Source organism: Providencia sp. PROV156 (assembly GCF_028480905.1).
Taxonomy (GTDB): domain Bacteria; phylum Pseudomonadota; class Gammaproteobacteria; order Enterobacterales; family Enterobacteriaceae; genus Providencia; species Providencia hangzhouensis.
In genome coordinates this window covers 1-14,105 of the sequence record NZ_JAMPPE010000010.1, presented here as the reverse complement: position 1 = coordinate 14,105, position 14,105 = coordinate 1, and the positions used below count along the sequence as shown (strand labels likewise).

Below are 14,105 nucleotides of genomic sequence, written 5' to 3'. Positions count from 1 at the left end.
TGTAAATTAGATTTATGCAGAGAGTGGATAAGGCTTGCAGATAAGGGACAAATAGTGAGTTAAAACAACTAGAAAATTAGTTTTTCCGCCAAATAGCGTAGAAAAAAAAGATCAATAAAATAAATAAAAAATACTGAATAGCATGTTTAAATAGAAAATAGGCCTCACAAAAGCAAACAAATCAGAAAAAAACATCGCCATAAAATAATTAATTAGAGCATTACATTAATTAAATAAGAAAAAGATAGGTAAACATAAAATTTAATATGAAAAATCATATATATTTTACTGTTATTGAAATAAAAATAACTTTATTTTTTATATTGTTATCGCTATCACAACAACCGCATAGTTTCTATTTTTTTGCAGTTTTAGGATAGTTTCTGCATGTTTTTATCTAGGTAAGAAAATTTGTTTATGTTATGTTCAACTCATGACTAGTTAAAAAATAGTCAATAAAATGTTAACAAAAAGGAAGGCTTCATTTGACTTAAATGGAAAGCATTCCTCCCTAATATAATAAATCATTGCAAAATATTATAATAAATTGAATTTACTGAGAAAAACACATAACAAGCAATATTAGTCGGGCCCTATTTTGGTTATTCTATAAAGCAGGGCTGGCAAATCATTTTGGAGGAACCTCCGATGTTGAGCAACTCGTGGTCCCATTCATCTGCATCTCAGATTGAAAATCAGCTCTGTTCTTCAGAGCGTTTATTATTTACCTCAGCTGACCCTGAAGAGATTAAATCGATGGTTGGTCGAGTCATGAAGCCACATCAATTTAACTTACTTAATCCACATCAACGCCTTGATGCTCGTATGCACTATATTCCTATGGGGGATATTTCTCTAAGCCGCTTACGCTATGGTGCCGATGTCTCCATTATTCCAGGGCAACTACAGGACTTTTTTTTGGTTCAAATGCCTCTATCAGGTACAGCAGTCATCGAAAGTGGTGGAAAATGTATTGAATCAACTCCTCAGATGGCCTCACTTCTTAGCCCTGAAGAATCAACAATAATGCGTTGGAATAGCGATAACGATCAATTTATGTTACGCATTTCCCGTTCTTTACTCGAAAGATCCTTAGTAGGCCAACTAGGGCATACTTTAGATAAACCGTTAGTTTTTGAGTTGGGTTTTGCTTGGCAATCTTGCATTGCATGGCGCACTTTAATGAATTACCTGATTGAATGCGCAACTCGCGCGCCCGATCTCTTACAACATAAATTGATCACCACTCAAGTTGAACAATTGGTTTCTGTCACTTTACTTTCTACCCAAGGCCATAATTATATCGAAGACTCAGGCATGCGAAGGTCAACAATTCGTCCTCGTCACGTACGCAGAGTGCAAGAATATTTAGAAGCACACGCCCATGAACCTATCACTGTTGAGCAGCTAGCTCATATTGCAGGCGTCAGCTTACGCAGTTTATATGCTGGTTTTAAAGAGTTCTTAGATATCAGCCCAATGCAGTATCTACGTGATTTACGGATGGAACGTGTTCGAGCAGAGCTCCTTTCAGGGGAAGCAACTAGCGTCACTGGGGTAGCTTTACGTTGGGGATTTGCCCATATGGGTCGCTTTAGTGCAGATTACAAACAACGCTATGGTGAAACTCCAAGTCAGAGTATGAAAAAAGCCTAAATTCCCAATCATCACTTTCTTAGAAATACCCCCCCATATTGTTATGTAATACCAATATGGGGTTTTGATATACAAACGTGTTTAAAAAGGTATCGATGCCTTCAAATAAATTTGGGAACCTTCTGGACGGTTTCTGACTTCAAAATCCTTTTCCCATTTAGCAGTAAATAGCCACCCTTGCGGGTTAGCATAGCGAATTGAAGGCCCAATAGAATAGGCTCGAGCTTTTCCTTGAGCTGAATTTGGTCCGCTATCATCTGTCGTTTGCCAAAATGCATAGCCCCCAATACCTGCCACCCAACCATTGCCGAACCCCCAACCTAGTGCATAATCAGCGTGAAATGCTTGCCCTGAACGTGTTTTCGTATCGTTATTGCGGAAGTTAAAGTCATACATCATCTTCAAATCCGCATTTACACCAACAGGTGGAATATAACTGATTGCCCAAACTGGTTGCAGCGCCCAATAATTCTTACCTAAACTTGATGGGTCTGTTTTGCTGTATTTACCTGTTGGAGCATACGCATCTAGCCCAACCACATAATGCAAATCGGCTGATGGATGAAACCCTAATGCGGGGCCAAATGTAATATCACCGAGGCCGCGGCTGGTATCTTTTTGCCCCGCCGCTTTTGCAGTCACATCCAATAGTGGCACAATCGTATGAAAAGCCAGATCACCACCAAAGACTTTTTGGTCAGTTACCCAAATAAGTCGAGGAGCGAGTACGTTCACATTGACGCTAAACCCCGGAACAGGGATCTTATCGCCTTTGTTATCGCGAATACTGTCATAATGTGCATTTCCACCATACACCAGTACATGTACCCCTTGCGGTGGCAATGCACCTGACATAAAGTTTTCTAGCCCATCGGGGTATACCCCTAAACCGCCACCTTCGGTGGCAATCGCACCAAACGAAAATATGCTGAGACACGAACCTGCTACAAGCTTACCGATTGTTGTTTTTTTCATCATGTTTCCTGCCATAGTGGGTTGCTTACTGTGTGTGCTTTACCTGTTAAGTCACAAATCCTTTGCTGATTTATTATGTCCTGCGTTTGACTGCTAATTTTTGTGCAACAAGGTAACCTGAACCACCACCTAAACCCGGACCGGGGTGGGTTGAGGCGCCAATATGAAAAAGGTTTTTGACTGCGGTTTGATGCGTTTTCGTCTGGCCAGTCGCAGCAAAAGGCCGCAACCAGAAGAACTGATCAGGTGAACAAGTTCCTGAATAAGGGTCACCACCAACAAGGTTACAGTTATAATTTTCTAGGTCGGCGGGAGAAATTGCCTTGCGCCCCACTATCAAATTAGAAAAGCCAGGCATTACCAGCTCTAAGCGCTGTTGAATTCGATCTGCAACAGCCTCTCGCACTTGCTCATCCCAACCCCCGTCATCCGGTACTGAAATTTCACCAGCAGAGTCCCCCTTTAACACTCGAGGCAACTCTTGCATTTGGATCCATAAGATCCACCCTCCTTCTGGGGCTCGACTGGGATCGAGCGCGGTAGGTTGGCCAATACCAAATGTCGGTTTATCTGGTAAATAACCATTATTTGCCTGTGTCACCGATAAACACACTTGCTCCATGCTTTCAGTGAAATGAACCAGTGGTACATTTAACAGTTCAGGATTACACCAAGGGGGAGGGGCGCTTAAAGCAAAATGAATTTGCATACCCGCACGCCCATAACGGTAACCTCTCGCTTTTTCCCTCACTTGCAGTGAAGTATTTTCGAGTAATGACCCATACAGCTGCGTTGGGGTAACGTTACAAACTACGCTTTCAGACGCAGCAATGATTTGCCCATTCGCCATCACTCCTGTTGCTCGTTGGTTTCTCCCCTCACCTGTAGTGATGATTTTTTCAACATTCATACCCGTTTTTAGCTGGCCACCATGCGCTTCAATAACCTTCGCAAAAGCCTCCACGATACGAGCACTGCCGCCTTTCACCACTGGCATACCGCCAGCCACCACCGCCGCAAAGGTTAATTTCCCAATTAATGCAGAACTGGCTTCATCCGGCCCAAGTCCGGTATGTAATACCCATGGCGCCATCAAAGCTCGGCTAAAGTCGTGCTGTAATTCACGTTCTGACCAACGGCGAAAGCTTTCTATTCCTGCTTTTGCAAAATCAAGCAAGCCATCGACTCCACGTTTTCGCCATTCTGAAAATAATAATTTCAGCATATTGGCGCTATATGGGTTTTGCCCTAATAGGCCAAATGTAAGCGCTGCATCTTGCGTAAATAGCTGTTCCGCCATCTTACGAAATGCAAGGCCATCCCCCGGAGCCAACTGGTCGAGTTGCTTAGCCGCTTCAGAAATATCTCGTTTTAACGCAATCGATTGACCATCCGGTTGCACTAACCCCGTTGAATAATCACATTGAGCAAATTCTAATCCATACTGCTTTAAATAGGGTTCGAGCTCTTGGTACCCAGGGCTACCAACAAATAAGGAGTACCAGCAAGAAAGTAAATCGTGGGTATAGCCCTCAAACAAATTCTCAGTGCGGATACAGCCCCCTAAGCGGTCATTTCGCTCAAGAACGAGGACTGATTTTCCACGTACTGCCAACAAGGCTGCACACATCAAGGAATTCATTCCACTGCCCACGACTATCACTTGAGGAGTTGAGCTTGCTGTCATACCTCACCCCACAAGTGCGAGTACACGTAATGGGCTGCCAGAACCACCTTCAATTTTAAGTGGCGCAGCAACAATCACGACACCTGTCGCAGGCAGTTTGTCGAGGTTCGTTAAACATTGCAGGCCATATTTATTGTGACCATGCATTAAAGTATGGCAAGGGTAAGGTACTGGCCAACTGTATGATTGCCCTGCATCTGTATTGATGGTTTCAACGCCAAACCCTTTGACATCACGCTGATGAATAAGCCATTCCACCGCTTCTTGCGATGGTCCGGGCGTGTGTGCACCATTTTCACGCATACTTACATAGGCAACCGGGTCATTCGCCTTTTTCGACCAATCCGTTCTGAAAAGTACCCAAGCTGCTTTAGGAATTGTGCCGTGCTTTTCTTCCCATTTTTGCAAAAACTCTACAGTTAACACCCAATCAGGGTTTTGAGCCACTTCCGCACTGGCATCTACCACAACGGCTGGCGCTACAAAGTTTTCCACTGGAATAGTATCAACGGTGTTATTGATTTGGTCTTTGCCACTGATCCAGTGAATTGGTGCATCAAAATGCGTGCCGGTATGTTCTCCGCAACTAAAATTATTCCAATACCATGCAGGGCCGTTATCGTCGTAGCGAGAAATTTGTTCCATGTTAAATGACCAAACTTGCCCAAATTGTTCAGGTAATTGCAGTGCCGGAAATGAAGGCGATAAGGTTTGTGTCAGGTCGATAACTTGGATGTTCCCTTGCTGCAATTGTGTCGCGAATGTCATTAAAATTTGCTGGTTCATAGTCACTCCCTCCTTAAGGCGCTTCATGTAATGCAGTAAAACTACCGCCATGGAACACTAACGGTTTACCCGCTTCACTACCGATACGGCGAACATGCCCCACCATTAATAAGTGGTCACCAATCGTGTCTTGCTTATGGTTTTCGCACACCAATGTGGCAATAGCACCATGCAATGCAGGAACGCCTTCTGGTGTTAGGTGGGTAGCCACATCTGCAAATTTATTTTCGATACGTGGGTTCGCAAAACGCATCGCTAGTTCTTGGTGTCCGTGGCCTAATATATTGATAGTAAAATGAGTACAATCACGAAATACCGCTAGGTTTGGTGAATGATTCACTAAGCTCCATAGCACTAATGGTGGGTCAAGTGATAACGACGCAAATGAGTTGATAGTTAACCCAACATCACGGCCATCTGCAGTTCGGGTGGTAACAATCGCCACGCCTGTTGGGTAACATCCCAACAGATTACGCAGTATCTTTGATTCAAATTCAGTCTGGCCCCATTCGCTATCACACATGGCTATATCCTCTGCAACCATAGACATATTGATATCTCCCCCATTAAGCTCGAGCTTCTTCCATCATTTGCGACTGAATATACGCCTCACAAGCAGCCTCATCTTTCCACCAAGGGAATAATACGGGCGGGTAATTAAAGGCATTAGCAATGGTATGTGCGAGGGATGGCAGCTGCTGGGCTGCATCCAATAAGTGTAAAATATGCGGCTCAGGTGGGGCGAGTAAGGAATTGGTCCATTCCACAACATGGCGACCATACTTCCAGAACTGCTCAAATGTGTCATTCATCCACTTTGCAGTGTAAGGTTTGTCACCATGGGCTAAAATAGCGTCATAATAGACTTTACAAGCCTTGGTAGCGTTATTCGAACCTTGACCCGTTAGTGGGTCATTGGTGACTAACGCATCTCCTAAACCAAACACAATGTTACCTGATGGTAAAGTTAACACTGGTTTTCTCACTGTTGGTGCAAATCTTCCGGCTAAGATGCCATTATCATCAGTTAACTCAACATTATGACAACGTTCTGCTTCCCAAGGTAAATAGGTATTGAGTATTTTTTTACTGTATGCCAAGTGTTCCTGTGGAGTACGAGCTTCATTCCACTGATCCATAGGCCCACCGGGGATCCCTTCAAACACCATAATGTGGCAATCACCACTATTCGTCAGTGATGGGAACACAAAATACTCACCAACACCGGGTATTAAGTTGAAAGAAACTTGTGAATACTCTGGCGTTGGTAACATGCCATGCACATAAGTCAGTGCCAAGGCCCGTTGTGGTTTGTCATAAGGTGAGCGGGAGGCATCGCGCTCAAGCAGTTTAACAATTTCCCCTTTTCCACCCGCTAACACGACTAAATCGTGTGTTTGCGCTAAGCGTTCCAGTTCTGCAATACCAACATCTTCAATGCGTAAATTACCGCCACGAGCTGCAAATAACTCCATCCAGTAAGGCATTTTGATACGTTGGTCGACAGCTTGGGCATAATTATCGAGACGTGAACGCCAAGAAATTACTTTTTCCCCCGCTTTTTCGGGATGAGGAACTGTAAAACCAATTCCTTCAACCGGCGGACACTGTTCTTCCCAAAAATTAATGCCTAAATCACGTTCAAATTGCAGTGAAATATCGAACATGCACTGGCTCGACATCACTCGGCCATTTTTAACGTCATCTGGAGTGCGGTTTGTTGCAACAGTGACTTCATAACCTTTATTGAGTAGACCCAAAGCTAATGGCATACCCGCTTGACCACCACCGACGATAGCAATACGGCGCATAGTATTTTCCTCTACAAAATAGTTAAAATGGTGTCTTATTCAGCAAGACGGGGAATTGCCGGTTTAGCCTGTTCAGGCCCCATAGCGGAGTAACCGCCATCGACAGCGTAATCCGCACCTGTAACAAAGCTGGCCAAATCAGAAAGTAGGAACGCGACAACTTGAGCGACTTCTTCTGGGTCACCAACGCGCTTTAATAAGTGGTAATCAGCAGCAACACGGTCTGTTTTTTGGCGGTCTCCCCCTGTGATTTCATCCATAACTCGGGACCAAGTCCACCCGGGGGAAACGGAATTTACACGAATTCCTTCAGCCGCATAATCCATTGCTTGGCTGCGAGTTACCTCTAACATGGTGGCTTTAGATGCAGGGTAGAGCCAACGACCAGTTTGGGCGACAGAAGAAGAAATACTGGTAAAATTGACGATGGCACCTTTACCCGATTTTGCGAAATGTACTTTTGCAAGCTGCGCAGCCATCACTGCACTCACCACATTAATATTCAACGCAGTGAGCCAATCCTGCCTTGTAGATAACTGGCCTTCATCAAGATAAGTGGCGGCCAGATTAACTAAAAAATCGAGTTGCCCATATTTTTGCGCAACACGGTCAATGCCTTGTTTAAGTTGTTGGTCGTCAGTGATATCGACAGGAAGAAAATCAATATTGGGCTCACTTTGAGCTACCTTTTCACCATTCAAGGTATCAATGTCAAAAATCGTGACTTTAACGCCGTAATCACTTAATACCTTCGCAACGGTTGCACCAATTTTGGTCGCTCCCCCAGTCACAATGGCAATCTTATTATTCAAGCCTTTCATCTTTGTCACCCTCTTTTTCTCTCATTTAGTTACAATGAGCTCACAAAAAATTAACATAACGAATAGTTACGCAAATATGCTGAAAAGGGGTAGCCGATGGGCGCAAGAAATATCCATTATGTGCGGTAATTTAAATAGTAAGGTGATGATATAAATCGTTAAATAGCCACTTTCAGCAGTGGCTATCCAAATAATGAAAAGTATGATTAATCGCAGAAATTAATAAAATAACTTATGGACGTTCTAAAATACGGGCACCAGGGCCTTTCCTACCAAGTATATCATCAGGATTGCGCAGCGGACAGTCACTGAGTGATAAGCAACCACAACCAATACAGTTATCCAACTCATTACGTAAACGTGTCAGTTGCCGAATACGCTTATCTAAAGATTTACGCCATTGCGTCGACATCTCCTTCCATTGCTCCGAAGTTAGCGCGCTATTTGCAGGAAAACGCCCCAATGCCTCTTGAATTTCATGTAGTGGGATCCCCGTACTTTGTGCAACCTTAATAATGGCGATGTAACGAAGTACAACAGAGTGAAATCGTCGCTGATTCCCTTGAGTTCGTGTACTTTGAATTAGCCCCTTTGATTCATAAAAATGGACTGTAGAAACAGGCACTCCCGAGCGTTTTGCCACTTCGCCCACCGTTAATGCCCGAGTAAAATCAATTTTTTTCCCCTCGTTCTTCTGAGGTTTTATCGTTTTTGTGTCTTTGTCCGCCATTTTAGCTCACCTTTGCTTGACCTCAACTTAACTTAAGGTTTTATAGTGCCACCCTGCTAGTTTGTCAATTGAGGTTATTTTTTAAAAGGGGATAGGTTTATGCCATCGGTGATTACCAAAATGTTAGAAAGCAATAGCTTATGGGTTATTGCTCGCTTACTAGTCTTGGTCTTATTTATTTCATCTGGTTTAGCCAAAGTTTTTGATTATGAAAATAGTCTGGCCGAAATGCGTGCCGCTGGTCTTCACCCAGATTGGTTTTTCAATATTGCTTCTGCTGCTGTCATGTTAATTGGCTCTGTTCTTGTGCTATTTAACCGTCTTTTATGGCTTGGAACTGGCGCGTTAGCCGTGTTTTTGTTCCTCACTATTGTGGTTGTCCACACCTTTTGGAGCTACACGGGAGAACAAGCTCAAATCGCCATGTTTTGGGCAATTGAACATATCGCTGTTATTGGGGGCTTAATCGCTATCGCCATTGCAGGGCATTTTCGAGGTCTTTATTTCGCGTTAAAGACGCAGAAATAGAAGGAAAATTTAATGAATAAAAAAACAATAATGACACTTTGTTCCGTTTTGATCGCTGTTGGGGCGGGTAGCGCGATTTATTCGACCTATGCACAAAATGAAGAAGACGAACAAGCAGCCTACCAATACCCACCCGTAAAAGTGGCATTGGCTCCTGTTAGCTTAGATACCGCGCCTCGTACTTTTTACGGTGTAGGTGAGTTAGAAGCTGGCAGCCAAGTCTTAGTCGCCGCAGAAACCAATGGCCGTATAACAAAAATTGCATTTGAATCTGGCCAGCAAGTCAAAAAAGGCCAATTGTTAGTGCAACTCAATGATGCCGTTGAACAAGCTGATTTATCACGTTACCAAGCACAGTTGCGCAATGCGGCTCGCTTATATGAAAGAACACGTTCATTATCTGCGCAACATTTAGTGGCAGAGGCTCAAGTGGACAGTACACGTGCTGAACGTGATATTGCCCAAGGCCTGATCCGCCAAACCCAAGCATTGATTGCGCAAAAGACGATCCGAGCGCCATTCGACGGTACGATAGGTATTCGCCAAGTCCATGAAGGACAGTATTTAAACCCAGGGGAAGCCATTGCCAGCCTGGTGGATACCAAAACCTTAAAGCTCAACTTTTCCTTAGATGAACAGGCCTCACCGGAACTGCATCAAGGCCAAATTGTTGATATTACAGTTGATGCTTATCCCAATAAAACTTTTCCAGCCCGTATTACGGCCATTGACCCACTCATTGGTAAATCACGTACTATCGCCCTGCAAGCCACATTAGAAAATAGCGATGGCACATTAAAAGCTGGGATGTACGCCAATGTGAATGTGGTACGCCAAGCCAGTAATGAAGTCATTACAATCCCAGAAACCGCTGTTACGTATACCGCCTATGGCGATACCGTATTTATTACGCAAGGTGAAGGGGATGCGATGACCGTCAAGCGGGTGTCCGTAAAAACGGGGCAACGTTGGGATGGCAAAATTGAAATAGAACACGGCTTAAGTGCTAACGATAAAGTCGTCACTTCTGGGCAATTACGCTTAAACGACGGCTCTGCTGTCACCCCTGTTGCCCAAGATACATTGTCTGAACCTGTCACTAATACGGCTCAAGGTTCATAAGGAAGGCGTAATGAAATTTACTGATATTTTTGTTCGCCGACCTGTTCTGGCTCTCGTGGTCAGTGCGCTGATTGTGTTAATTGGTTTATTTGCGTTGAGTAAGTTGCCTATTCGCCAATATCCACAACTTGAAAGCTCGACGATCACCATTACTACGCAATACCCTGGCGCATCAGCTAAATTGATGCAAGGGTTTGTGACACAGCCCATCGCACAAGCGGTTTCCTCTGTGGAAGGCGTAGACTATCTGTCTTCTTCTTCTGTGCAAGGAAGTAGCCTTGTCACCGTACGAATGGAACTTAACCGAGACTCCACTCAAGCCCTTGCGCAAGTAATGGCGAAAGTGAACCAAGTTCGTTATAAATTACCGAAAGAAGCTTATGACCCTGTGATTGAACTTTCCTCTGGGGAATCTACTGCGGTTGCTTATATCGGTTTTTCCAGCACCAATTTATCCATTCCCGCCCTGACAGACTATATTTCTCGCGTCATTGAACCAATGTATTCCTCAATTGATGGTGTCGCTAAAGTTCAAGTCTTTGGAGGCCAACAATTAGCAATGCGTTTATGGCTGGATGCCGATAAATTAGCTGGCCGAGGGCTAACCGCTGCGGATGTTGCACAAGCAGTTCGCCAAAACAACTACCAAGCGGCTCCCGGTAAAGTCAAAGGCGAGTTCGTGATTTCCAATGTCTATGTTAATACCGATCTCACTAATGTCGATGAGTTTCGTGATCTAGTGATCCGCAACGACGGCAATGGATTAGTACGTTTAAAAGATGTGGGAACCATTGAATTAGGAGCCGCTTCCACAGAAACCAGTGGTTTAATGAATGGTGAGCCTGCGATTTATCTTGGTTTATTTGCCACACCAACCGGTAACCCTCTAGTAATCGTTGACGGCATGAATCAATTAATGCCTGACATCACCAAAACCTTACCACCCGGTGTTAAGGTGGAAATGGCATTTGAAACTTCGCGCTTTATTAAAGCGTCTATTGACCAAGTGATTAGTACATTAGTTGAAGCGCTACTGATTGTTATTGCGGTTATTTACCTGTGTTTAGGGTCAATTCGCAGCGTCATCATCCCAATTTTAGCTATTCCGCTATCTATGTTAGGTGCAGCCGCACTCATGATGGCATTTGGGTTTAGTATTAACTTACTGACGCTACTGGCCATGGTATTAGCAATTGGTCTCGTCGTCGATGATGCTATCGTTGTGGTCGAAAACGTCCATCGCCATATTGAAGAAGGGAAATCACCGGTTTTAGCGGCTTTAATTGGTGCTCGTGAAGTGGCAGGCCCAGTTATCGCGATGACGATCACCTTGGCGGCGGTATATGCTCCAATAGGGCTGATGTCAGGTTTAACGGGAGCTTTGTTTAAAGAATTCGCACTCACGTTGGCCGGGGCGGTGATTGTTTCCGGTATTGTGGCATTAACCCTTTCCCCTGTAATGAGCTCGTTTATGTTGAACTCAAAACAGAATGAAGGGCGTATGGCGCGCATGGCAGAAACCTTCTTTTCTACCTTAGCCCATTACTATACCATTGTATTGAATTTCTCTTTGAAAAACCGTTGGTTAACAGGTGTTATTGCCGTTGGTGTATTCATTAGCTTACCACTGCTTTATCAATCGGCTCCTCGTGAATTAGCCCCTGTGGAAGACCAGTCTAGTGTATTAACGGCGATCAAATCTCCGCAACACGCTAACCTCGAGTATGTAGAACGTTTTTCGCGTAAATTACATGATGTTTTCATGGAGTTGCCAGAAACAGAAAGTACTTGGATTATTAACGGAACCGATGGCCCCTCCGCCAGCTTTGGGGGAACTAACTTGACATCATGGGAGCAGCGTGATCGCGCCGCATCTGAGATCCAAGGTGACTTACAAGGGCGCGTCGGTGATGTCGAAGGGAACAGTATTTTCGTTTTCCAGTTACCCGCCTTGCCAGGTTCAACGGGTGGCTTGCCAATCCAAATGGTTCTCAGAAGCCCGCAAGATTATTCGGTACTCTATAAAACCATGGAAGAGATCAAGCAACAAGCACGTGAAAGCGGTCTGTTTATGGTGGTAGATAGTGACCTCGACTACAACAACCCAGTGGTAGAAGTCCGCATAAACCGTTCAAAAGCGAATAGCTTAGGTATTCGTATGCAAGATATCGGGGAATCACTGACCTTATTAGTGGGGGAAAACTATATTAACCGCTTTGGGATGGATGGCCGTTCTTATGATGTGATCCCTCAAAGTATTCGTAGCCAACGCTTAACACCGGAAGCCCTTTCACGCCATTATGTGAAATCGGAAGCGGGAACTATGATCCCACTGTCAACGGTGGTTGATATCAATACCCAAGTTGAACCGAATAAACTCACGCAATTTAATCAGCAAAATGCGGCAATTTTCCAAGCAATACCCGCGCCTGGTATCACATTAGGCCAAGCTGTTGCTTATTTAGATAATATTGCCAATGAGCTACCAGCAGGTTTTAGCCATGACTGGCAATCCGATTCGCGCCAATATAAACAAGAAGGAAACACCCTCGCCTTTGCCTTTATGGCGGCGCTCATCATTATTTACTTAGTCTTAGCGGCACAATATGAAAGTTTAGTCGACCCATTGATTATCTTGATTACTGTTCCACTTTCAATTTGTGGTGCGTTAATTCCATTGGCACTTGGTTATGCAACATTAAATATTTACACCCAAATCGGCTTAGTCACATTGATTGGCTTAATCAGCAAACACGGAATATTGATGGTTGAGTTTGCCAATGAATTACAAGCCAATGAAGGGTTAGATAGACGACATGCCATTCTCAAAGCAGCACAAATTCGTTTACGCCCAATACTAATGACAACCGCAGCAATGGTGATTGGCTTAGTTCCTCTGCTATTCGCTACTGGAGCAGGAGCAAATAGCCGCTTTGGCTTAGGCTTAGTGATAGTCACTGGTATGTTAGTTGGCACATTATTTACCCTGTTTGTTTTACCAACCATTTATACCTTGCTAGCCCGTAATCATAGTGCAACCGCACTAACACCAAGGCGCTATGAGCTTGCCGAAGCGAATCGCCTAATCAAAGAAACTGAGGAGACGTCCCAATGAGAAATACGTTAACTAGCCGTCATCAACGTAACAACCGTACAGTCAACGAAGTGGAAGTGAATGCGATGAGCAATAGCATGGCCATGCTATTAATTTATCATGGTCTCCCCGCAGGTCTGGAAAAATCCCATTCCGCCTCAAACCCGAGCACTTTAAATAAGCCTACACGCTAATGTAAATAGCCGCCAAACCTAAATGGTATGGCGGCTATTATCAAACAACATCCCAACGTACTGTCTCTATTGGCCTTCATAAAAAGCTAAAACAAGATTACCTTCCCGAATAATAATTGGGTTGCCGGGTAATGCGTCCAACAATTCACGCTGAGAACTTTCTACGACCACCGCCACATCTTTATAATGATAATTTTTTAATAAATCAGGTAACTGCTTTAAGCTATAAAACCGATTAGCGGCATCTGGGTATTTTAGCCCGTAGCCTAATTCCCCAGTTTGGTGAAGCATCGTAATATCACTACGTTTAAGTACCCATGCCAATGTGGTGCCTAGCCCGACATTATTGGTTAACAATACAGATTTATCAGCTAACTGGTGATGATACTTCGCAATCACCTCTTGTGGCGTATTATTACTGGCAATACGAGATGGGATCACATGCCCTACCGTTAAGCTAATTGCCACCGTACACACTGCGGCTAAATACCAAAACCGTTGTTTGAAAGAAAGCAACGCAACCAATAACCAAAAAATAAATGCGCCAGCGGCTAACCATAGCTTTCCACTTTCATCGGCCTGATATACATTCAGTTTAGGGTAATAAGCAGAAGCAATAATTCCACCAGCAATAACGCCACCTATCAGTGTGTTAATCAATGCATTCAAACGAATAGTGAGTGTGTTTTTCTCAGTCAGTA

At 44.0% G+C, this 14,105-nt stretch carries 12 protein-coding genes and 1 pseudogene; 5 read left to right on the top strand and 8 right to left on the bottom strand.

The annotated features are described in order from the left end of the window. The first annotated feature begins 648 nt into the window (after positions 1–648). Positions 649–1,656 (top strand): AraC family transcriptional regulator, encoded by a 1,008-nt coding sequence (locus PSF31_RS09130; RefSeq protein ID WP_036958341.1) that lies wholly within the window; start codon positions 649–651, stop codon positions 1,654–1,656. An 81-nt stretch (positions 1,657–1,737) separates the two neighbouring features. Here the strand turns inward: PSF31_RS09130 and PSF31_RS09125 are convergent, their stop codons facing one another. The 7 genes from PSF31_RS09125 to soxR form a co-directional block, all read right to left on the bottom strand. Next, complete coding sequence (locus PSF31_RS09125; protein ID WP_036958342.1) at positions 1,738–2,634, bottom strand: SphA family protein; 897 nt, start codon at positions 2,632–2,634, stop codon at positions 1,738–1,740. A gap of 70 nt (positions 2,635–2,704) precedes the next feature. Beyond that, positions 2,705–4,318 (bottom strand): phytoene desaturase family protein, encoded by a 1,614-nt coding sequence (locus tag PSF31_RS09120; RefSeq protein WP_096864573.1) that lies wholly within the window; start codon positions 4,316–4,318, stop codon positions 2,705–2,707. Positions 4,319–4,321: 3 nt separating this feature from the next. After that, entirely contained in the window at positions 4,322–5,104 is a 783-nt protein-coding gene (locus PSF31_RS09115; protein ID WP_096864572.1) for a cyclase family protein, read from the bottom strand. 13 nt (positions 5,105–5,117) lie between these two features. Then, a complete protein-coding gene (locus PSF31_RS09110) occupies positions 5,118–5,654 on the bottom strand; it encodes a flavin reductase family protein (protein WP_232062918.1) in 537 nt (178 codons plus the stop codon). 16 nt (positions 5,655–5,670) lie between these two features. Further along, positions 5,671–6,915, bottom strand: a complete 1,245-nt coding sequence (locus PSF31_RS09105; RefSeq protein ID WP_004261122.1) for a styrene monooxygenase/indole monooxygenase family protein — start codon at positions 6,913–6,915, stop codon at positions 5,671–5,673. Between the two features lie 35 nt (positions 6,916–6,950). Next, a complete protein-coding gene (locus PSF31_RS09100) occupies positions 6,951–7,736 on the bottom strand; it encodes an SDR family oxidoreductase (RefSeq protein ID WP_004261123.1) in 786 nt (261 codons plus the stop codon). 232 nt (positions 7,737–7,968) lie between these two features. After that, positions 7,969–8,466, bottom strand: coding sequence for a redox-sensitive transcriptional activator SoxR (soxR, locus tag PSF31_RS09095; protein WP_096864571.1), 498 nt, complete (start codon positions 8,464–8,466; stop codon positions 7,969–7,971). A gap of 99 nt (positions 8,467–8,565) precedes the next feature. Here soxR and PSF31_RS09090 point away from each other — a divergent pair, with 99 nt between their 5' ends. From PSF31_RS09090 to PSF31_RS09075, 4 genes are read left to right on the top strand one after another with little or no spacing between them, the layout of a single operon-like run. Then, entirely contained in the window at positions 8,566–8,994 is a 429-nt protein-coding gene (locus PSF31_RS09090; protein WP_004261127.1) for a DoxX family protein, read from the top strand. A 12-nt stretch (positions 8,995–9,006) separates the two neighbouring features. Continuing rightward, positions 9,007–10,116: an efflux RND transporter periplasmic adaptor subunit gene (locus tag PSF31_RS09085; protein WP_096864570.1), complete on the top strand. Its 1,110-nt coding sequence runs from the start codon at positions 9,007–9,009 to the stop codon at positions 10,114–10,116. Between the two features lie 10 nt (positions 10,117–10,126). Then, a complete protein-coding gene (locus PSF31_RS09080; RefSeq protein WP_096864569.1) occupies positions 10,127–13,231 on the top strand; it encodes a MexW/MexI family multidrug efflux RND transporter permease subunit in 3,105 nt (1,034 codons plus the stop codon). Beyond that, on the top strand, positions 13,228–13,404 hold the full coding sequence (locus tag PSF31_RS09075) for a hypothetical protein (RefSeq protein ID WP_164561238.1): 177 nt from the start codon (positions 13,228–13,230) through the stop codon (positions 13,402–13,404). Before PSF31_RS09080 ends, PSF31_RS09075 begins: the two co-directional genes overlap by 4 nt. A gap of 66 nt (positions 13,405–13,470) precedes the next feature. On the opposite strand, the pseudogene PSF31_RS09070 reads toward PSF31_RS09075, so the two are convergent. Continuing rightward, positions 13,471–14,105: pseudogene (locus PSF31_RS09070) on the bottom strand (lipid IV(A) 4-amino-4-deoxy-L-arabinosyltransferase); the annotation flags it as partial.